Raw genomic sequence first — 21,013 nt, 5'->3', positions numbered from 1 at the left:
GTTTTCAGAAAAGTGCGACCAAAAACGAATGCGCACCTGACCCATTTTGATTTAGTTGCTTCAGTCGCCGTAGTGGCTTTTGGTTTCTATTGAACGAGCACACACCAATCTGTATCAAGAAATGCTTTTGGACAAGGAGGAGCGGCTTGGTGTATAACGCGCATATCAATTCTCTCAAATCCCTTCCTCAACACCATCCAGCCTTTTCACGAAGAGGAGCATATAGGCATGCCTTTGAAGCGAATTCCTTACAGCAAAGACGACAACTACACACCAGATATTATTCGCCAACGCCAGGAACTCGTTGAAGAAGCCAACGAACTGAAGCTTCACCACCTTCCACAATATTCCTTTGATCCCCATATCACTCAGGGCAACATTGAAAATTTTATTGGAGTGGCTCAGATTCCGATTGGTATTGCCGGTCCATTGCTCGTCAATGGCGAGCAAGCCCAGGGAGAATTTTATATTCCTCTGGCCACCTCTGAAGGAACCCTGGTTGCCAGCTACAGTCGGGGAATGAAGGTCATTAACCTCTCTGGCGGCGCCACCGTCACGGTGACGGCTGATCAAATGCAGCGCGCCCCAGTCTTTATCTTTCACAATGCCCGCGAAGCCAGGGATTTTGCCAACTGGATTCGGGATAACCTGGATCAAATCAGGGCGGTGGCGGAAAGCACCTCTCGGATTGCCAAACTCGTGAGTATTGAGTTTTACCAGTCCAATAAATTCCTCTATACCCGGTTTAATTATTCAACGGGTGACGCGGCTGGTCAGAATATGGTTGGTCGGGCCACCTATGCCGCCTCTAAATGGATGGTCGAAAACCATGGTGGCGTGGTTCGATGGTTTCTGGAGTCGAACTTTGCCACTGACAAAAAAGGGTCTCAGATTAACTCGATCATGACACGTGGAAAACGTGTCACTGCCGAGTGCACCATTCCGGCTGAGGTTCTCAAACAGGTCATGCGGACCACTCCGGAACAGCTCCATTACCACTACAGCGTGGCCAACGTGGCCGGGTTTTTGTCGGGTGTCAACAATAATGGTGCTCACTCAGCAAATGCCATTACCGCCATGTTTATCGCCACCGGCCAGGATGTCGCCAATGTGGCTGAATCTTCAGCCGGAGTCCTCTATTGCGAGGTAACCGGAGACGGATCCCTCTATATTTCACTCACCATTCCGTCACTGATCGTTGCGACTTTTGGCGGAGGAACCGGATTACCAACCCAACAGGAATGTCTCGGAATCCTTGGGTGTCAGGGGAAAGGCAAAGTCAATAAACTGGCCGAGATTATCGCGGCAGTGGCACTGGCTGGGGAAATTTCACTCAGTTCAGCCATCAGCTCCCACGACTGGGTGTCAAGCCATGAACAATATGGCCGAAATCGGTAATCCTCCTGACCCGAGTGAAGTCTTCCGATGAACGATCCTTACTATTTTTAAATTGGAGTTATAAAGCGAGAGTCATGCCGAAAAAGACAAAAGCACAAAAAATGAAAGTTCACCGCCCCACCCAAGCGGCTGGGGCGGCTGTTGTTTCCGCTCAAAAAAACGAACCTGGATTGGGCCATTTTTGGACTCGCCAGGATGGTCTCCGTCTGGTTTTGGTTGCGGAACCCAATGCTGAGAACAACTCGGTGGACGCGAGTTTATTCTGTATTGACGAATTTGGAACTGGCTTATTTAAGTTTCAAACCGCCACGTTTGATAGCCCGACAGAGGTTGCGGAGTTGATGGCAAAGGGTCCGTTTCAATGGATTCGCGGTGATGCTGATCAAACTCGAAAGAATCTTGGCGTCGGGCTTCGAATTCTGGGTGCGATTGGGAAAGAAGCCCCAGAGGGAGTTGCTGAATTTAAAGAACATCTTGGACCAGGCGCCAGACTTTCACTTCCACCCAGCATTTACTTATGTCCGGTTTGCGATGCGGCACTTCCCCCAGAAATCGTCAATGCCATAAAAGAAGCCGCCCAAAACGGAGCCGATAGCTACATGGCCTGTCAACGCTGTACCTCTCGGCGTCAACTCGGTGCGAAACGGTTGAACTATGTGATGCCCGCCCACCATCGGTTGAAATCGGCCTTTCGGGAATCTGATACATTTACGTTGACACCCAACGGCTGGGATATTCTTGAACGCGCCATCCCGCTTGATTCCCTGGAGGAAGCGGTTGGGCTCCTGCTCACCCAGGATGTGATGAAGGGCATGCTGTATACCATCGAGCGCTTTATCGCGGATGCGACCATTCCCAATCCTCAACTCAACGATAGCCACATCGTTGCAGCCTTGGAACACCTCAAACATGCCCTGGAACAAAATCAAGAACTCAAAGCAGTTGACCCATTTGAAGTCAATTTTGTCCTTGAAGCTCTTGACGAGGGGATGGCGCTGGTAAAGCAGATTTTCCGAGAGGAAGTCGAAACCGAACCCGATCCAACCCTGTTGCTCAATGCAGTGGAAATGGTGCTGGCCTCAGTTCGGCGGCGGTCAGCCCGTCAACCGGATAAACGCGAGTACATTCAATTTATCTGCAATTACGTTTGATTTCCCAATCACCAAGGTAATCTGTTTCCAGTCCGAGAGGGCGCCAACCAGATACCCCCTGGGGTGGCCCCTCCATAAGCGCCAGGAGAAGGAAGTTTGAGCCTGTGTGAGACAAGGGGATAAGTACCTTGTCATAAGTTTCCTGAGATATTGGGTTTGGTAAGTGGTTGATCTTTTTTGTGTTTTTCGTGTTTTTCGTGGTTAAAATGTCTGGAAACTTTCGGTAAGGTACTTAGGAAGACACGGAGACAATTCACCAGGTTTATCAGGTTGAATCAGTTCCGATTGAGAGCGGGGGAAGGCGACCAGTTGTTTATTCCCCTTGTCCCCTTGTCCCCCAGTCTCCTGACCTCAAAAGCAATCAACATTCCTTCTCCTGGCGCTTATGGGCGGCCCCTCTTTCCCGGGCAATCCGGCCTGGTTGTGTGAGCCGGCCCCTCAACCGATGGATTGGTTTGGAAGATGGTTAATACGTTAAAATGTTTTCACGAATCAACGTTTTCCCGTTCTTTGGGAAAAGGTTGTGGAGAAGTCCCCATGCGCAAAATCTGTGTGATGTGTTCTAAAGGAGGAACTGGTAAAAGTACCACTGCGGTCAATGTCGCGGCGGGGGTTGCCGACCAGGGGAAAAAAGTCCTGCTCATTGACTGTGATGCCCAGGGAAATGCTTCGGCTCACCTTGGGGCCAGGCCGGGTCCGACAATTTATGATGTGCTGATTGGCGAAGCCAGTTGGGATACAGCCAGACAAACAATTCGAACGAACCTGGATTTGATCCCGGCCACGATTTCCCTTTCGGCGGTCTCGGTCTTCCTGATGCAACAAAAAAACCCGGTCAATGTGATGCGGCGACGGTTTGGAAACCTTGAAGGATATGACCTGGTGCTGCTGGATTGTGCCCCAAGTTTTTCAACCCTGCATTCCAACGTTCTGCTTTTTGTCGAAGAAGCCTGGATCCCAGTCAGTATGGAATATTTTGCCCTGATGGGTGTGGCCCAACTGGTGAATGAGATTTCAGCCATCGCTGAAGAACTTGAAACCACAGTTGAAATTCGCCATGTCATTCCTACTTTTTTTGATAGCCGGAATCGAAAAACCCTCCAGATCATGGAAATGCTCAAAGAACAATTCCCACAGCAATTGACTGGGCCCATTCGAACTGATGTTCGGCTGTCAGAGGCGCCTGGATTTAGCCAGTCAATTTTTGAATTTGCCCCTCGGTCACGCGGGGCTGAGGATTATCAACGTTTGATTTCGGAGGTTCTGTAATGGCCCGTAATACCAAAGCTCCATCCATGTCCAATCCATTCGCTCCAGATGCAACCAAAGCTGCAATTCGGGCATTGACTCAGCCCATGACTCCCATTCAACCTGAGCCAGTCCAGCCGGAACCTCCCAAAGCTGCCGCCCCTGAACGAAAAACTGATGCTCAATCCCTGTCAACCCTGGGACCTCGCACCATCGTTTTGAGCGATGCCGATGTGCTGGAAGCCCAAAAGTACGGATACCTCCGTGGCTGTCGCGACCTGTCGGCTGTGTTTCGCGCGGCACTAGAGGTCCTTCTGAAAGCGGATGAAGCTGGGCTAGTTGAGGTCTCATTCTCCCGAAAAACTGGGGACCGCGGGGGTCGTCCTGTTTATGAACATCAGGTAAACTTGAATGGCCCAGGACTAAACCAGGGCTGAAAAACTAGGGCTGAGGGCTGGGGGCTGAAAACTTCGGGCTGAAGAAAACCGGCTGAAGAAATTGGGTTGAAGAATTGGTTTTATTTCATCCCTCATCCCTTGAGTTGCCCCGAGCTTGCGAGTCTTCAGCCCTCAGCCCCCAGCCCGATGTCTTCAGCCCGAGGTTTTTTCAGCCCGTAGTTTTCATCAAAGGAGATTCAATCGTGTCAATTGAACCAGTTGTCGCTCTTTCAATCCGTGATCTTGCCCGCTCGGCTCGTGAAGCTTCTTTTGTCGCCGCAACACTTTCCAGTACCACCAAAAACAACTTGCTTCGAGCATTTGCCCTGGCCTTTGACCAGAATCGTGAATTGTTGAATACGGCCAATGCCCGAGATGTTGAGCAGGCTGAACGAAATGGAATTCGTGGGGCAATGCTGGACCGGCTACGCCTCACCGATAAAGTCATTTCAGGCATGATGACCTCACTGCAAGAAGTGGCTGACCAGACCGACCCGGTAGGTGAAATAATCGGGTTGACCCGCCGCCCAAATGGAATGATGGTTGGGCGGATGCGAATTCCTCTTGGGGTCATCGGCATCATTTATGAATCACGCCCAAACGTTACGTCCGATGCAGCGGGGTTGTGTTTAAAAGCTGGGAACGCCTGTATTTTGCGTGGAGGGTCAGAGGCATTCCATTCCAATCAGGCAATTGGAAAGCTGTTTCAATCGGTATTGCATCAACAGGGATTACCGCCAGCACTGGTTACAATTATTCCTACCCCGGATCGAGACGTTTTGCTTGAGTTACACACACTCGAAGATGACATTGACTTGATCATTCCTCGGGGAGGCGAGAGCCTGATTCGGTTTGTAGCCCAGCATTCGCGAATTCCAGTCATCAAACATTATCGTGGAGTCTGTCATACTTTCGTTGATGCCAGCGCCGACGCGAAAATGGCGGTTGATCTCATCTGCAACGGAAAAGCTCAGCGGCCAGGTGTTTGTAATTCGACTGAAACTCTTTTAGTTCATAAAGATGCGGTTGAAACCTGCCTGAAACCAATGATCCAGGCACTGGTAAATTTGGGGGTGGAAATCCGAGGGTGTGATCAGACACTGAACGCTTTGAACGATGAACCACTCCCTGAAGGCAAGCTCAAAGCAGCCTACCCCGATGACTTTGGCATGGAATTTCTTGATTTTATTCTCGCGGTGAAGATTGTGGACTCTTTTGAAGCCGCCGTTGCTCACATTCAACGGTTTGGGTCAAATCACACTGAAACGATTGTGACCGAAAACCATGCCCAGGCGATGAGGTTTATCCGCGAAGTCAATTCATCAACCGTCATGGTCAATGCCTCAACCCGATTTGCTGACGGGTTTCAGCTTGGTCTTGGAGCTGAAATTGGAATCAGCACCACTAAACTCCATGCATATGGACCAATGGGCGCCGAAGGACTGACAACACTGAAATTCGTGGTCCTTGGGGATGGTCAAATCCGCACCAGTTAGCATCAATGCAACTGAGAAGGTCAGTTAAGAATTTGGCGTGGCTCAACTCTTTCACCCGTATTGGATCGAAACTTGGGGGGATGCCAGGTACGGGGTAACCGTTCGTACCCCTCGGATGAGTTGTCGCCGCCAAAATAAGAAAGACACCTGTCTTCGCCACGGATCTGGTAATCGTTGCTTGACAAGCTTTTCCCAACTGACTATGGTTGGTGTCATCTGCAGTCATGCAGCAAATCCAACAAAACAAGCACCTTTTCACAATCTTCCACCTTTTGTGAATTCCTGCTGTTTACTCTTTGAGTAAATATCATCCGTGCCTGGCATCGCTGGTTGACTCTTTTTTCAGCTTCTCAATGTCTGAATTCAATCATCAGCACCGTTTTACCCTCAACACCAAATTGAAAAATGGCTGCTTTCGCTGAGAAAAGCACAGGTTGTGCGTCTTCAAGCTCCTCATTAAGGTAAATCTATAAGTTGCCCTTCTTCCCCCATCATTTATCTTAATGAACAGGATTGCTGTTAAACCCGAAACTTCACTCGAAAGAGATCAAACCGGAGAGGATTTGAAACCCATCTTCGACTCCCTGGGTCATATATAAACTGTGCCAAAAACCTTTAAACCCATCAATTGATTGAGCATTTCATCTGGAATCATCTGAGAGGTATGAATCCTGGCTCGATGTATCAATCAACCAGTGGTGGTTTTTCTGGGATGGGCACTGGCCAAATCCGAACCGTGGCAGATTGTTTCACCATTACCCACATCTCGACTCTATATCCACTCTCTTTTCAACCAGCAACCATCCAATTGTTGCTGATTGACCACCAAACCAGTGGCAGAGCGGTACCACTTGCTTTTATCCGTGACCACAAAGAGTGGTTCCGTCCAGGGAGTAATCCATTTCAATCTGCCAGTTTAGACTTTGAGGTCCAATATAAACTATGAAATCACAAATGAAAAAAACACCACGGCGGTTTCATCCGCCAACCACAAATCGGCCAAAAGCCAAACCTGGTCGCTCATTTTCCAATAATGAAGGAATGGCGATGGGTTCTGGATTGGAGGGTTCAGTTACCTCACCAATCACCTTTGGTGACAATTTAGAAGGCTATCTGGCCGATCAAATGCGGGAGTTAATCCGAGCCCGGCAGGAACAGGAGCAGGCATTGCGTGACATTCGATCCCTTGGAGAACAACTGGCGCTTGACCAGGGGGCATCGCGATTGCGCGAGCAATATGAACAGGCCGTTTCCTCATGGCAAACCTCCCGCCGAAACGGGGTGAATGCCCGACAACGGCTGCTGGTCGCAATGGCTGAACGCGCTGTCCCGGAACGGAAATAAGCACTTGCCAGAACCAACCTGGTCGGGTTCCCCCTTAGGATTGGGTGGGTTCCGACTCATCAGCTATTGTTTTGAGTCGAGTAACCGCAGTTTCTAAAACTTGAACCATCTCCAGAAAATCAATCCGGGTTAGATGTAGGGTGATTCCCTGTCCATAAAAATCGACATGGACTAAGTCGGCCTCCGGGTCCGTAAATACGTCATAATTATCCGACTCAGCCAATAAAATCATGTCGGTGGGTTCTGTTTCGTTTGAACCGTTATTCATATCCAGCGCGCTCGCTTTCCTTGTGGTTGGTTAAGTTGTTTGAATCGAGTAAGAACCACTGTCCTTGACCATAGTACCGGAAGGTTTGGCAGCGATGCCTAATATCCATCTGGACATAGTCGTACCTGCCTATGGTAAACTGCCGACCGTTCTGCTGTTAAGTTTAATCTCTTCCTTTTTTTCAGACCTATGGACCCTGTACTAGCTGACGATATTCGAGAACTTTCCCTGGCCCTTGGTGTTGAAGATGACTCTTTTCTCTGTCATCCGCTCAATAACCAAGATCCACAACTTCCTGAACAAATCATTGATGGACTCACACTCGCTTTTGTCACCTTTTGTTACCACCGCCACCCGCGAGGTGAGAATGTTTATGAATTGATGGATCAATTAGATGAGTTCGATCCTGATTCGGTTGAGGCAGAGGTCTTGACGGAACGGGCTGAGGAAGCCGCAGCACTTCAAATTCCATTTATTGTGAATATGAACCGACTTTTAGAGGATTACTTCCAAATTCGCCGCCGATTGGAAGATATAATTGCGGCCCGCGACCTCAAATAACTCATCAAAGCGATCTCTTCCCGCCTGCCCTGGCCTATAACTCGGTTGCGATCCTCTCACTTGCACCCGAAAGGAATCTTACAGGTTGGGGACCCAGTAGGCCCGCCCCTGATTGACTTCCTTCTTGAGCCCACGGGCTGCTAATGCGGCCTCTGGCAGTCCCAAATAAGTAAAATGTGGTAGATCAGAAACTACCGTCTGAAACCATCCATGGTTTGCCAGGATGGCACGGGCCTGTGCGTTTTCATATTCCTCAATATCAATGGCCAGCAAAGCCAGGTGCTGCGACGCGCCAGGGGGTGCCACTGAGTACAGAATTGACTTATCCAGGCTTTTGCTAAAGTACAATCCCTGCTCTTCAAGTCTTAAAATTTCTTCAATCTGGTCTGGAATTGACAGTTTCTGGATCCGAGCAGCTTCCTGAGCAGTTACTCTTTTTTGTTTGACATGGAAATTCAAGCCTGGAGTGACCCGGCTCTTCCATAAACTGATGGTCGTCACATAATCGCGTCTGGCGGCTGAGGCACCACCTCGGGGAGTCAGACTAACCCCTTTTGCAAGACATTCCTGACGAGCCTTGAGCCATGCCACCAGCGCTTCTTCTTGAAGTTCAATCGTCGTTTTGCCAATTTGAGCCCGCCCAATGTGCATTTTTTGTTGAAAGTGGCTCACTTCCGCCTGATTTGCAAAAATGACCCGGTCGGGGAGCACCAGATTCCCGCTGGCTGCCCAGACGGCCCCATATGCCGCGATAATTTTGCGCTCGGCCAGGCTGGTTGGATTGTAGTGAACCTGCTGTTGGATCAGGAGTTGAGCAAACGACATGGGGGGCGGTGAAGAAATTTGGCGGCCAGATTGGGGTGAAACCCCTCCAGCCGCCGTGCAGGCACTATGTACACAACACAAGGCAAGAATCAAACTGTTCACGATCTGCTTCATGGGCGTCAGAATTTCAAGGCTGTCAATTTATTGGGTTGATCGGGGTCAAGGTTCCCTCTGACCTCCTGACCTGGGATCCCAGGTCACACATTCTCAGCTTTTCCAGACCACTGACATCCGGTAACTCAAATATCATGTTTGAGCTGAAATTTTCTTGGATCGGGAAAGTCACTGGCTGAACCAACTCACTGAAAATTGGAGGCTGGTCAAACCTGATCTCTTTTGAATCCAACTTGCCTTCAACGGGTGAAGTTTGAACCAGCCGGGCGGTTTTCCGAAGACCAACATTCTGAATAATCAGAGAAAAGCTAACTGGTGTGATTGATACCGATGGGTTACTCGTCGCTACAAGCTGCATATTGTAGGTTCCCGATGGGGTATTCCCGCTCGTCGTAAAAATCAGGGTTGTGGTGCTGGTGAATTGAGGTGGGTTGAAGGAAAAAGAGGTGGCTGGCGGAATGTTCCCTGTCACTGAGAGGTTCACGGAGCCACTGAAATTCGAGGTGGTCACGGTGACCGTATAGCTTGCGGTTTCGCCTGACATAATGGTCCGACTGGTTGGGTTCATTGACAGGGTAATCGTTGGCGGGGATTGTTCTTCCACCTGCAACGAGAAGGTTACGGGTTGGATCACAACCCCATCAGCTTCAGCCACAATCTGCATGACATAATTTCCATGCGGAGTATCAGACGAAGTATCAAAAATCATGGTCGTTGAGACATCAAACTGGGGCGGGTTAAAGCTCACGGTTGTCTGTGGTGGCACATTGCCAATGAGGGAAAGAAGCACTGACCCCGAATAATTGGTCTTCGTCACGGTGAGTCGGTACTGTGCAATACCCCCAGCAATCACCTGTTGACTCAATGGATCAACCGATACAACGACCGATGGCGGATTGTTGCTAATGACAACCAGGCTAAATACATTTGAATCCACCACTGTGGCCCCGGAAGCTGTCCCCGTAACGCGAAATGTGTAGGTGCCAGGTAAGGTCGTGCCGCCGATATTGGTCCGAATATTCAATGTTGAGGTATTCCCGGTGGTGTTATCTGGTGTAAAGGCAGCATCCAGTCCAACGCGTGGAGTTGGACCGCCAATCCCTCTGACGGTCATATCAACCGCGCCCGTAAAATTTGTTCGGGTCAATGTGACTGTATAGTCGGCGCTTCCGCCAGCGGTTACCTGGCGGGTATCAGGAGAAACCGAAAGCAATACCTGCGGCTGTGCTCCGGTAATCGTTAAGGTTAATTCAACCGGTACCACGGTGGTGCCACTGGCAGTTCCAGTAACGTTGAATTTAAAGGTCCCTGAAGCAGCCGAGGTACTGACCGTCACCGTGAGTGTTGATGAAGTACCCGTGACTGAACCTGGATTGAACGAAGAGGTGACGCCCGAAGGAAGACTGGTGGTGGCCAGGGTTACCGACCCAGTGAAATTGGTTCGAGTTAAAGAAAGGGTGTAATTGGCGTCCTGGCCAACCGCCACCGTTCGGGTGGTTGGATTGGCACCCAACACAACATTTGAAACCGAAGTCACACTCAGCGTTAATTGGGTTGGGGTAACGGTTACGCCGGTCCCCGTTCCGGTTACCTGCAAGGTGTAATTCCCCGCCGTCACCCGCGTGGTGACATCCACTTTAAATTGCACGGCACTTGCCGTCGTCGGATTGGCACTAAAGAGAGCGGTGGCGCCGGTTGGCAGCCCAGTCACGGCCAGGTTTACGTTTTCCTCAAAATTTGTCCGGTCAAGTTCAATCGTAAAGAAGGCTGATTCGCCCTGAGCCACCGTGCGGCTGGTCGGGAAGGCACCCAGTTTGACCATTGGTGGTGCCGGGGTCCCAGTTATGGTCAATATGCCGCGTGCCTCTCCGCCCCGGTTGCGAACCCGAAGGATCAAACTGCCACCAAACGGCTGGGGAGGAAGTGTAAATTGCAGTTGTTTGGAACTTAAAACCGTCACGTTTGAGACCGCCTGACTTCCCAAAAACACCTGAGTGTCAAAGTAAAAATTATCGCCCGTGAGGGTAATCAAGTTACTGCTGCTCCCGGCTCCAACTTGAGATGGGTTAATCTGACTGATCGTCGGTTTTCCAAATTGAATCCGGACCAGTTGACCGGTGCTTCCATCTAATGCAAAAACAGCGTCGGGGCTCACCGTCAGTGCTACTGGATTTTGAAGTGTTCCGGGAGCAACCAGGTCTGAAACGATGGCTTGATCATTGGTAATGGTAATGAGTTGAACATTCCCTGGTGTCGCCACATACAGATTTCCGTCAACATCTGAGGCAATAGCGGAAGGTTGGGCAGTCTGAAGTGGGTCACGGCTTTCGAAATCAGCCGATGCCTCCTCCATCCAGGACGGCGACTCATCCTCAAATTCAATGGGTTCAAAGGGATGGGATTGATTGGTTCTGGCTAAATCGCTTCGATCAGAAGGTCTTCCAGATTGGCTTTGAATGGTTTTGACCGCGCCGCCCGGCAACCCAATTTGCCGGACCTGGTTTCCAGTTTGGGTGACACTCAGGATTTTTCCGGTCAGGGTAATTCGTTGAGGAGTGTTAAACCGGGCCCCAGTGCCTTGCCCATCCACGATTCCAGGCTGCCCAATTTGGCCCGCCAGTACTCTCAACTGAACCGATGAGTTTTGAACGGTTGCCTGCCAGACCACGTGATTGACCGCATCGGTGATATAGAGATCGTTATTGACATCAATTTCAACATCCCGCGGTCCCCAACTTGAGACCCCACCCGCCGCAACGGCATTGGCCCGAGTGACGATTGTCCGAACCGCGCCCGTAGCCGTGTTGATTTGTCGAACGGCCTGATTGTTGGTATCAGCCAGATAGAGCATCCCATTTCGGAAGCCCACCCCAAGTGGCGCATCAAACCGCGATGCCGTTAAGGTACTGTCAATATTTCCAGCTATCCCGGATTGTCCGGCATAATCATTCATCGGTTGGAATGATTGACTTCGGCGGATGATATGTTTCGACAGATCTGAGGCGTAAATTGTGCCCGCGAAGTTTGCCATATCACTTTGGCCAAAGATGCCCGAAGAGACGGAATCAACCTGACTGACTCGAAACATCAACCGGGTGGTTACCGCACCGGATTGAAGCTGGATCGAGGCGGCCCCTTCATTGATTCCGCTGACCAGACCGGTTGAAGTCACCGTGGCCACGGGTATGTTGTCGGATTGATAGGTAATTTGAGCACCCGAGATTTCTCTTCCATCCTTATCCAGGACCCGGGCAGTAATTTGAGTTGAGGTAGTGGTATTGAGCGCCAGGGATTGAGGCTGGCTCACCTGAATTGAGGCGGGTTCAGCAGGATTGACTCCTGTTCCAACCACTAGCTTCACAATATTGGACCGTTGCCCGGTTGGGGTTTGAACCACCACATCATAGGTCCGATCCAAGGCAAAAAGAGACGCCGCCAACCCTTTGAGAACGATTTTCCGGCCTGATGCTTTGACTTTGGCCGGAACTTCCTGATCAGTGAAAAAAACCCGACTTCCCGAAACAAATCCGGTGCCCACAATTTTAATTTTTGCCGGTACCTGGCCTTTTGGAACCTGCCCAGGTGAAATTGAAGTGATCGTCGGGGACTGGCGCGCAACTTTACCGCCAGTGGTTGAAGCAGTCGTTGTGAATTCGGTTGATTGAAAAATGTTGTATCCGCAGGTAAATAAACAGCTCAAAACAAAAACACCAACCAGGGTTCGATATAGAATTCTCATACTAAAATCTCCAGTAAACGGGCATCTTCACAAAACGCGACGGGCACATTACATTTTGGTTCTGCCCAACAGATGAATGGCTTCATCCGGCCCCTAATCCGGCCAGTCGCAATTCGAGATTATGCGGATTAGTCGCAAATGACAGTCCATCCTCGCGCGTCACCATGCCGGTTCGAATATATCGTTCAATGACCTGATCAAAATGCTGCATTCCTTCCAAATTCCCGTCCTGCATCGCATCCAGCAATGTTTTGCCCTGACTTTCGCCTTTTTCGATGTATTCGCGGGTTCGAGGGGTTGATTTTAAAATTTCGACGGCGGCAATCCGGCCACCACCTTTTGCTTTTGGGATTAACCGTTGTGAAACAATAAATTGAAATGCCTGAGCCAGTCGGACGCGGATAACTCGCTCTTCGGCTTTTGGAAAAAGTCCGATTAAGCGGTCAATTGTCTTCGAAGCATCCGTGGTGTGTAAGGTTGAAAGTACCAGATGACCGGTTTCGGCGGCTTCGAGTGCAATTTCCGTGGTTTCCAAATCCCGCATTTCCCCAACCAGGATCACTTTTGGCGATTGACGAAGCGCCGCCCGTAACGCCACCGCAAAATTCGGGGTATCGCTCCCTAGCTCGCGCTGGTTGATGGTTGATCGTTTGCGGGTATGGAGAAACTCAATCGGATCTTCAATTGTGACAATATGATAGGAACGCTCCTGGTTGATTTTGTCCACCAGGGCGGCCAGCGACGATGATTTTCCACTTCCGCTGGGACCTGTAATCAGCACAATTCCATTTTTGAGGGTTGAAATGCTTCCCAACTGGGTTGGTAACCCAAGGGATTCAAGCGAGGGAATTTCCGAAAGCACCACCCGCATCACCACCGAGATAGTGCCGCGTTGCAAAAAAACGTTGACCCGAAACCGGTTCCATCCCGAAACGCTATAGGATAAATCCACCGAACCATAGCGAATCAATTTCTCGGCGGCGTCTTTATTCCCTCCCAACAATGTCATGGCAATAATTTCGGTATGGTACGAGGTTAAAATCGGCAGCCCTTTGATATTGACTGGGAAGAGTTCGCCGTTGATTTCGACCTGAGGCGGGCAATTCACCGAAAAATTCAGGTCACTTACGTGCTCGCTTTGCTTGAGCATATGATCAATGATGGGTTTGAGATTGACGTATGGCATGGGACCAGTCTTCCATTCGGGTGGCTCAATCGCACCAGCGGCCAGTGAGTTCCCCTTCCTTTCTTTTTCAGTTGAGCACTGACTTTGGATCGAACAAGTCAACTCAGGTTGGTGTGGATTCTGTCGCCAGTTAATATAATATGCCAATTTCACCAGCCTGGAACACAGAAAGATCATAACTATGGAGAAATCGAACACTTTGCTTGCAAGTATTTTGGCCGGAAACCATCCACACCTGGATGACTGGATGTTTTTGCTGCAGGCCGCCCCACTTGAGGACCTGCTCACGGCAGCCAATCAGATTCGTCAGAGGTTTCATCCAGACAGGATCGTGACCTATGTGATTGACCGAAATGTCAACTATTCCAATGTGTGCACTTCGGTGTGCACCTTTTGTGCTTTTTATCGCCCACCAGGTCATCCCGAAGGATATGTGCATAGCTTTGAGGCGATGTATCAAAAGGTCGAAGAAACCATCGAGCTTGGCGGAAGTGGCGTGCTGATGCAAGGTGGACTTCACCCCGACCTTCCGTTGGAATGGTATGAAGATTTACTCCTGGAACTCAAACACCGCTATCAAATCCATTTGCATTGTTTTTCTCCGCCTGAGATTCTCAATTTTTCCCGAATCTCCGGGCTTTCCTATGAACAGGTTCTGAATCGGTTGAAAAAAGCCGGGTTGGACTCGATTCCGGGCGGCGGTGGTGAAATTCTGGTTGATGAATTCCGCAAACGTCGGCGAACCCAATGTACCGGGAAAGAATGGCTGGATGTAATGGAGGCCGCTCACCAACTTGAGATTCCAACCACTGCCACGATGATGTATGGCATGGGCGAATCCATTGATGACCGGTTTGAACATCTCCGGCTGCTGCGGGAACTCCAATCCCGGACAAATGGCTTTATCTCTTTTATTCCCTGGACGTTACAACCTGACTTTGTGCCAATCGGAAAAGTTTTCCCAAACCGTCTGGAACCGGATGAATACCTGCGGTGGTTTGCGCTTTCCAGACTCTACCTGGATAACTATCCGAATATGCAGGTTTCGTGGCTGACCCAGGGGTTTGATGTGGCACGACGGGCTCTGCACGGCGGTGCCAATGATCTGGGGAGCATTATGATTGAGGAAAATGTCGTTTCAGCCGCCGGCGCCAATCATCGAGCCACAGAGGAAACACTGCTCACCATTATTCAGGAAGAAGGATTTATTCCCTGCAAACGCAACGGCGCTTACCATCGGCTGGAAAATGCCCAACTGGTTTCGGCATGATTGAGCGCTGAAGACACCGGGCTGAAGAAGTTGGACTGAAGAGAATGGGTTGAAGAATTGGTTTTATTTCATCCCTCATCCTTCATCCCTTCCTTTGCTCCGAGCTTGCGAGTCTTCAGCCCCAAGCCTTCAGCCCGTCTTCTTCAGCCCCACCTACGGCCTGTTCCGGCCATACTTGTCGTGACTTGAAACCCAATCTTCGGAAACGACTGCCGACCCAAGTGATAGCTCGCCACACAGAACCGTTGCGGCCACAATCTCCGCAAACTTTTTTACGCCACCCTGGCCATAACACCCCAGCAACTCCAGAAACTCTCGTTGAGTTGGAAGTCCGGTGCCTCCACCGTAGGTGGCGACAATCAATGAAGGAATAGTGATCGAATAATAATAATCCCCTTCGGGAGTCAATTCGGCATAGGTAACCGCCGCCGAAGATTCCGAGACATTGGCCACATCCTGACCGGTGGCAATAAACAGGGCGGCAATGCCGTTTGGTGAATGGGCGCCGTTGTTATTGACCCCGGAAAGAAAACTGCCGATAAAGTTGATCTGTCGAATGCGGTACAGCAGTTTGGCATCAACATGCATGAAATCCCGTAGCAGTTTGGCTGGAATCACCGCTTCCGCTGTCACCCGCTTTCCGCGAGTGTGGAGCATATTGATCACCGAAGCTTTCTTATCCGTGGCAAAGTTTGATTCCAGAAAATACTGTTGAATTCCGGGGTACGTCGCGTTGATCCAGTCACAGGCCGCTTTGGTGGCTTTTCCGACCATATTCTGCCCGGCAGCATCGCCCGTGGTGTAATTAAACCGCAAAAATTTCAACCGGCTGGCCTGATACTGCTCAATATCACGTAAATTTCCAATCCGGGTGGTGGTTTCCGCCTGTTTCTTGATTTCGTCAAAGTTGCACGCTACCCAGTTGCCAAATGCCTGCGCTTCCCGAGCACTGGGAAATAAAAAGACCGGCGCCCGCTGCATCGCATCATCTGTTACCGTTGTGGTCACGCCTCCGGCAGCCTGTAACAACTTCATTCCACGATTGTAACTGGCCACCAGCGTCCCTTCGGTGGTGGCCATCGGAACATAAAATTCACCCTGGGCATACTCACCGTTGATCAGCAAAGGGCCCGCGATTCCAACTGGCACCTGGGCTACCCCGATGAAGTGCTCAATGTTTCCAGGCAAGAGGGCCGGGTCAAATGAATATTGACCGGCATGGTGGAGCTCTTTCCCAGTTTGCTCCTTGAGGAACTCCCTTCGACGCGCAGCCATTTCCGGGGTGTAATCATTGTCGCTTGAACGTGGAATTTTTGGCGCCATACAACCCTCTTAATACCAGTTTGTAGTCAGTAGTCAGTAGTTCACTAAGTTCATTTAGTTGAATAGCTTGACTGTTCTCTAATAGGACCACACTTCATTCCAAAATGGTATAACTTTGCCATAAATATATTGACGGATTGAATTCGGTAAGTGTTTGATTTTTTCGTGTCTTTCGTGTGTTTCGTGGTTCAAAATGTCCTGAAATTTTCGGTAACGTACTTATGTGATGAAAGCAAAAAACCGATCAGGCACTCACTCCGTCAGGAATTCCGACTTGCTCGTTTTCGACCCTGGCTTCACCTTTGGCCAACGTCGCCGGCAACACAATTGCCGCCAGAATGTAAATCCCGGCCCCAACCAGAAGCAGCGCGTTATAGCCAAAGTTGATCGCCAGCGACACCGCCAGTACTGAACCAAAAACCGAAGTGGCCCCGTTGACGCCCCAGGCCCAGGGAATTAACGCCGCCGCCTGTGGTCGTATCGTTTTGATTCCCAATGGAAGCGGCATCCCCATTAGCATTGCCAACGGCGAAAGCATCAGGACCGACAAGGCAATCTTGAGCGGTACCGCCAGACCCAGGAAGGTATACAAAATGGTCGGCAACACGGCCAGATAGATCAGAACCAGGACCAAAATTGCCGAAACCACCCATCGCATCGTTTCAGGTGCCCGCTCAACGCCAATCCGCTCGGTTAAATTGCTGCCAATACTGCTAAAGAGCAGGATCGAAAACAACACCACGGCCAGGGCGTAGACCGGATGCCCCAGGAAAAAGACAAACTTCTGAAGTAAGGCCATTTCCACCGCCATAAACCCAACCCCAAGCCCGGCGAAGTACAAAATCGCCCGGAAGCGGTTAAACGTATCCTTGCGCAAGACTTCGCGCTTAAACAGAAGGAGCGGAAACACAATGCACCCAAACGCCAGGACCGTCACCACCACCAGCAAACTGGCCAATGCCAGCAAACCAGCGTTGTTCTTCACCATTTCATAATCGCCGACAAAAGCCGTGGCAATATCTTTTAAATGCAATGTGAAGAAAAAGAAGGGTTTATTGTCGAAAGTCGGGCTGATGTCATAGGCATACGATGCGTAAAACTGGTCGCGGTTTTGGGCAGTAATCAGTCGGGTAAAGTCATTATCCGGTTTCGTCAGCGGTGTATAAACCACGCTGAACCCGTATTTTTGGACTTCCTGTTCCATCGCCTGCACTTCTTCATCAGTGAAAGGCGTCCGCTTCATCATCACGTTGCAGATTTGCTGGTTTGTACCTTCAAATCCACGACCTGAACTGACCAGCATAAAGTGCCGTTCGGGCTGGGTCACACCAAGCTGTCGGAGGGCTTCAATGCCCAGCGAAACCAGCCGTAAATTCTGCTGGTCAGGTTTCATCAACCAGCGTGACATAGTGATCATGCCGGAGTCGGTCAAATGCTTAAAATAATCTTCAAAAGCTTCGACCGTGTAGAGGTTGTTTTCCGTCAATGAAAGAGCCCCGCCAGCCGTCGCCGCCCAGGTATCAACCAGTGTGGCCTGGATAATGTCAAATTTTTGCTCGGAGTTTCGAACAAACGACCGGCCTTCACCCACCTGAACATTCACATTTGGAAATTCATACAGCCCACCTGTGAACTGCTTAAACTGCCCCTTCATGACATCGTTGACGATAATCGGGTTGATTTCGCAGCCTGTGATGTTTTTTGCATCGTGAGCCACGGCGGTGGCAATGTCCCACCCACCTCCAGGTCCAATGATCAACACCTGACCGGCGCCGCGTCGAATATGGTAAGCAATGCCCGAGACACCTTCTTCAAAGGGTTTGCGAACGGTGATTTTCCCGCCGGTTTGGACGACTGCGGTTGCGGCGTCAGCATCAATCCGCATCGTATGCGCCCCAGTCGGGGGATAAATTTCCACCGAAATTCGGGAAAACGAATTCCATTTTGAAAACACGATGTTTTCTTCGCGGTTTCCTTTGGAAAAGATCACTCGCAAGAACTCAACCTGAGTATTCACGCCCGCTAAAATCAACACTGAAGCCGCCAGTGAAATCGGAAGCCAGACGTGTCGGTGCCGCCGAGAGAGAAAACCGCTGATACAGAGGAGAGTTCCAATTGCCGTGGCAAAAACCGCCAGACTGCTAAACTGACTGCTGGTTAAAAAGGCCATTCCTTTCCCCTTTACCCCTGGAACAATCAGTACCAGCCCACCTAAGGCCATCAATCCACCCAGCAAAATGAGCCCTGGAGCCCGTTCTGAGGGCGAAAGCTGGGCTTTGGGATTGACTTCTTCCTGAGCCACGCGCGCAAAAAAGAGACCGCCGAGTGCGGCCAATGCCGTGGCCGCCAGGACAGCACCCGGCCCACCAAAAAAGTTCATCACCGGAATAGCGATCATGCACCCTAAACTGGCGCCGAGCAGGTCATAAAAATAGAGCCTTCCTATCACCTCGCTCAAATGAGTCATTGCTATCGAGACGCATAACCCGACAAAAAAGAACGGGATGGAAGCCAGAATATAAATCAGAACCAGTTTCTGGACATTTTCCTGTCGAAAAGAAAGGTCAACCTGCATCTGGAGCACACACAGCAAACTGAAGACCGTCCACACACTAAAGTAAATGCTGTATCGCCAAAGCTTCGTTCCCAGCTTTTCGCGTGGGAACCAGTCAGGTTTGATATAGGTAATCAGGCCGCTGACACCAAATCCGAACATGGCGAGTGAAATCACCATGAAGGCAAAATGGTAGTACATCACGACCGAAAAAATTCGGGTGAGCGTTAATTCAAACAACAGTGAAGCAAGCGAAATGAGGCCGATTCCCCAAAAAATGGCTTTCTGTGTCCGATCCGGAGCAGTCGTCGAGGTCATTGTCTACAGTTGTCCTTGTCTTTGATTGCAGGTCAAAAATGGGTTGCTTGCGATAAGGGGCGGGATTGTACGGGGAGTTGACCGACATCACAAGGGCCAACCGGGAAACACGGCCTGAACCCATCCTGCCAAAAAGAGGAAAATTTACGATTTCAATAGCTAAACAAGAAATCTGAAGGGGTATCAACTCACACCAAATTTGATAGAACTGTGATGAACCAAGTCAATTAATTTCGAAATGAATTTAAAAGAATCCAAAAAGCTGATTTAAATCTCCCAAGGCTCAATTCCGGTCATGGAGGACAGCCGAGAATCTGGTTGCACTTTTAGGTTTATCGAGGCACAATGCCTGGATATGATGTGGGGGCCACCCACGCTCAATCCCATGCCAAAATATGCTGGTTCGTTCGGTAAAACCTGGCGCTCAAACCCAGGCCCGGAATCAAGTCCTGGGACTCGACCTGCTTCTTCCTTGAACTCATTATGGGTTAACGATTTAAACCCCATACTGTTTTCCTGGAAAAAGCACAGGAAGCGGTGTTCGCTTCGGTTTGATTTCCGCTCGCGCTTCGGACCAGGACTTTTGATGAGGCCGGACATCACTGGCGGGATCTCTTGACGGAGGAGTCCCAGCCTTTGGCACAAGGATTGTATTTGTGGCTGGTAATTCTCAAATTTTTTGCAGGATGAAATTCAGTATGCCGCGCCAAAAGCCGTTTTCAAATTCCACCCTCCCCCAGAGTGAACGTGGGCTGAGCCTGCTGGAACTGCTCGTCACCTTGTTCTTACTGTCCCTGTTTGTTGGGGTGCTGGTCACCGGCATCACCGTCTATCAAAAATACCGGGTGCGGGTCGCCACCCAAAAACGACTCCAGGAACTGACTTACAACTTGACGGCCATCCTCAAAAACGACATTGAAACCGCCGGATTGATGAGCAAATCCGAGGAGCGGCTGGTGGTCAAGGAAGGGTCGGTCGGTCGTCCGGCGGTGTATCTCTCGAATGACAATCAATCGCTGATGGTGATCGGCACCAATCTGGTCACCAATGGTCGCGTGGTTCAAGTCTCGGGCTCAACCGTGATTTTAAATGGGATTGACCCCGATGTGTGGAAAGAATTAAAGATCGGAACAGTGGTCTTGTTTTCAGGCGGCGGCCAGCAACCCACCTTATTTCGACTGACGGAAGCTCCCCGAAATCCAACCCAGTCGGAACTCATCATTCCGGGCGGCAATCCGATCAGCGTTCCCGATCCAGGCGACTCGGGTTCAGGTCCTGGACGGGAGACTCGAATCCCAGACCGTCCTGGTGGTGGGACCGGCGGTGGGACCGGCGGCGGTGGATTGGGTCAGGTGGCCGGAACGATTTTGATTCCGGACCGGACGGTGGTCCTGACCGGCACGGCCAATGCCGCCTGCGATGGATTTGCGTCGCTGGGTTCGACCGTGACCACCACCATGTCCGCCGTCCCGGTCACCACGATCATTCGCTATGACTTCGGCAATGGTCAGATTCTGCGGACGGAACGCTCGCGGTGCACCAGCCAGGGGGATCCCTCGCAGACGCAAACCGATTACTCCTCCCCGCTTTCAATCGAACTTTCGCTCCGGTATGTGTCGGACACGGGAGAAAGTGCCGCTTTGCCGGTCAATCTGGCAACACTGCGCGGGATTGCCGTTCACGGAAAACTGTCTGACCGAAATCTGAAACTCACTGAAGGATTTGACTTTACTGCTTATGTTCACGAATGGAAACCATAAAATCAGGGTTCGGGGTTCGGG

16 protein-coding genes are annotated in these 21,013 nt (G+C 50.4%); 10 read left to right on the top strand and 6 right to left on the bottom strand.

Annotation, left to right across the window (positions count from 1 at the left end; translation table 11 throughout):
* Positions 1 to 228: 228 nt before the first annotated feature.
* The 7 genes from HY774_20810 (at position 229) to HY774_20780 (ending at position 7,074) form a co-directional block, all read left to right on the top strand.
* Positions 229 to 1,398, top strand: coding sequence for a hydroxymethylglutaryl-CoA reductase (locus tag HY774_20810; GenBank protein ID MBI4750928.1), 1,170 nt, complete (start codon positions 229 to 231; stop codon positions 1,396 to 1,398).
* A 101-nt stretch (positions 1,399 to 1,499) separates the two neighbouring features.
* On the top strand, positions 1,500 to 2,549 hold the full coding sequence (locus tag HY774_20805; protein ID MBI4750927.1) for a hypothetical protein: 1,050 nt from the start codon (positions 1,500 to 1,502) through the stop codon (positions 2,547 to 2,549).
* A 537-nt stretch (positions 2,550 to 3,086) separates the two neighbouring features.
* Complete coding sequence (locus HY774_20800) at positions 3,087 to 3,818, top strand: ParA family protein (GenBank protein MBI4750926.1); 732 nt, start codon at positions 3,087 to 3,089, stop codon at positions 3,816 to 3,818.
* On the top strand, positions 3,818 to 4,234 hold the full coding sequence (locus HY774_20795) for a hypothetical protein (protein MBI4750925.1): 417 nt from the start codon (positions 3,818 to 3,820) through the stop codon (positions 4,232 to 4,234). Before HY774_20800 ends, HY774_20795 begins: the two co-directional genes overlap by 1 nt.
* 209 nt (positions 4,235 to 4,443) lie before the next feature.
* Positions 4,444 to 5,730, top strand: coding sequence for a glutamate-5-semialdehyde dehydrogenase (locus tag HY774_20790; protein ID MBI4750924.1), 1,287 nt, complete (start codon positions 4,444 to 4,446; stop codon positions 5,728 to 5,730).
* Positions 5,731 to 6,394: 664 nt separating this feature from the next.
* On the top strand, positions 6,395 to 6,676 hold the full coding sequence (locus HY774_20785) for a hypothetical protein (protein ID MBI4750923.1): 282 nt from the start codon (positions 6,395 to 6,397) through the stop codon (positions 6,674 to 6,676).
* Positions 6,677 to 6,684: 8 nt separating this feature from the next.
* Positions 6,685 to 7,074, top strand: a complete 390-nt coding sequence (locus HY774_20780) for a hypothetical protein (GenBank protein MBI4750922.1) — start codon at positions 6,685 to 6,687, stop codon at positions 7,072 to 7,074.
* A 34-nt stretch (positions 7,075 to 7,108) separates the two neighbouring features.
* On the opposite strand, the gene HY774_20775 is transcribed toward HY774_20780, so the two are convergent.
* The gene (locus tag HY774_20775; protein MBI4750921.1) at positions 7,109 to 7,342 is read right to left on the bottom strand and encodes a hypothetical protein; all 234 of its coding nucleotides are present in this window, start codon (positions 7,340 to 7,342) and stop codon (positions 7,109 to 7,111) included.
* A gap of 189 nt (positions 7,343 to 7,531) precedes the next feature.
* Here HY774_20775 and HY774_20770 point away from each other — a divergent pair, with 189 nt between their 5' ends.
* Positions 7,532 to 7,903, top strand: coding sequence for a hypothetical protein (locus tag HY774_20770; protein ID MBI4750920.1), 372 nt, complete (start codon positions 7,532 to 7,534; stop codon positions 7,901 to 7,903).
* A gap of 78 nt (positions 7,904 to 7,981) precedes the next feature.
* Here the strand turns inward: HY774_20770 and HY774_20765 are convergent, their stop codons facing one another.
* From HY774_20765 to HY774_20755, 3 genes are all read right to left on the bottom strand, one after another.
* Positions 7,982 to 8,830 (bottom strand): hypothetical protein, encoded by an 849-nt coding sequence (locus HY774_20765; GenBank protein MBI4750919.1) that lies wholly within the window; start codon positions 8,828 to 8,830, stop codon positions 7,982 to 7,984.
* Positions 8,831 to 8,864: 34 nt separating this feature from the next.
* Complete coding sequence (locus tag HY774_20760; protein MBI4750918.1) at positions 8,865 to 12,581, bottom strand: Ig-like domain-containing protein; 3,717 nt, start codon at positions 12,579 to 12,581, stop codon at positions 8,865 to 8,867.
* Between the two features lie 82 nt (positions 12,582 to 12,663).
* On the bottom strand, positions 12,664 to 13,767 hold the full coding sequence (locus HY774_20755; GenBank protein MBI4750917.1) for a PilT/PilU family type 4a pilus ATPase: 1,104 nt from the start codon (positions 13,765 to 13,767) through the stop codon (positions 12,664 to 12,666).
* Positions 13,768 to 13,948: 181 nt separating this feature from the next.
* On the opposite strand from HY774_20755, the gene mqnC reads away from it, so the two are divergent.
* A complete protein-coding gene (mqnC, locus tag HY774_20750; GenBank protein ID MBI4750916.1) occupies positions 13,949 to 15,037 on the top strand; it encodes a dehypoxanthine futalosine cyclase in 1,089 nt (362 codons plus the stop codon).
* Between the two features lie 153 nt (positions 15,038 to 15,190).
* Here the strand turns inward: mqnC and HY774_20745 are convergent, their stop codons facing one another.
* The gene (locus HY774_20745; GenBank protein MBI4750915.1) at positions 15,191 to 16,360 is read right to left on the bottom strand and encodes a hydroxymethylglutaryl-CoA reductase; all 1,170 of its coding nucleotides are present in this window, start codon (positions 16,358 to 16,360) and stop codon (positions 15,191 to 15,193) included.
* A gap of 244 nt (positions 16,361 to 16,604) precedes the next feature.
* The gene (locus tag HY774_20740; GenBank protein MBI4750914.1) at positions 16,605 to 19,232 is read right to left on the bottom strand and encodes a hypothetical protein; all 2,628 of its coding nucleotides are present in this window, start codon (positions 19,230 to 19,232) and stop codon (positions 16,605 to 16,607) included.
* A 698-nt stretch (positions 19,233 to 19,930) separates the two neighbouring features.
* Between HY774_20740 and HY774_20735 the strand changes: the two genes are divergently transcribed.
* On the top strand, positions 19,931 to 20,992 hold the full coding sequence (locus HY774_20735) for a prepilin-type N-terminal cleavage/methylation domain-containing protein (GenBank protein ID MBI4750913.1): 1,062 nt from the start codon (positions 19,931 to 19,933) through the stop codon (positions 20,990 to 20,992).
* Positions 20,993 to 21,013 lie beyond the last annotated feature (21 nt).

The sequence above is a fragment of the Acidobacteriota bacterium genome (genome assembly GCA_016208495.1).
Taxonomy (GTDB): domain Bacteria; phylum Acidobacteriota; class Blastocatellia; order Chloracidobacteriales; family Chloracidobacteriaceae; genus JACQXX01.
Note: the sequence above shows the minus strand (reverse complement) of the source record. Positions and strands in the feature narration are given on the sequence as shown.

Excerpts from the sequence above, each read along its gene's own strand:
- HY774_20745 (MBI4750915.1), bottom strand. The coding sequence starts at position 16,360 with ATGGCGCCAAAAATTCCACGTTCAAGCGACAATGATTACACCCCGGAA.
- HY774_20770 (MBI4750920.1), top strand. The coding sequence starts at position 7,532 with ATGGACCCTGTACTAGCTGACGATATTCGAGAACTTTCCCTGGCCCTT.
- HY774_20755 (MBI4750917.1), bottom strand. The coding sequence starts at position 13,767 with ATGCCATACGTCAATCTCAAACCCATCATTGATCATATGCTCAAGCAA.
- mqnC (MBI4750916.1), top strand. The coding sequence starts at position 13,949 with ATGGAGAAATCGAACACTTTGCTTGCAAGTATTTTGGCCGGAAACCAT.
- HY774_20740 (MBI4750914.1), bottom strand. The coding sequence starts at position 19,232 with ATGACCTCGACGACTGCTCCGGATCGGACACAGAAAGCCATTTTTTGG.
- HY774_20780 (MBI4750922.1), top strand. The coding sequence starts at position 6,685 with ATGAAAAAAACACCACGGCGGTTTCATCCGCCAACCACAAATCGGCCA.
- HY774_20760 (MBI4750918.1), bottom strand. The coding sequence starts at position 12,581 with ATGAGAATTCTATATCGAACCCTGGTTGGTGTTTTTGTTTTGAGCTGT.
- HY774_20805 (MBI4750927.1), top strand. The coding sequence starts at position 1,500 with ATGAAAGTTCACCGCCCCACCCAAGCGGCTGGGGCGGCTGTTGTTTCC.
- HY774_20785 (MBI4750923.1), top strand. The coding sequence starts at position 6,395 with ATGAATCCTGGCTCGATGTATCAATCAACCAGTGGTGGTTTTTCTGGG.
- HY774_20795 (MBI4750925.1), top strand. The coding sequence starts at position 3,818 with ATGGCCCGTAATACCAAAGCTCCATCCATGTCCAATCCATTCGCTCCA.
- HY774_20800 (MBI4750926.1), top strand. The coding sequence starts at position 3,087 with ATGCGCAAAATCTGTGTGATGTGTTCTAAAGGAGGAACTGGTAAAAGT.
- HY774_20810 (MBI4750928.1), top strand. The coding sequence starts at position 229 with ATGCCTTTGAAGCGAATTCCTTACAGCAAAGACGACAACTACACACCA.
- HY774_20775 (MBI4750921.1), bottom strand. The coding sequence starts at position 7,342 with ATGAATAACGGTTCAAACGAAACAGAACCCACCGACATGATTTTATTG.
- HY774_20735 (MBI4750913.1), top strand. The coding sequence starts at position 19,931 with ATGCCGCGCCAAAAGCCGTTTTCAAATTCCACCCTCCCCCAGAGTGAA.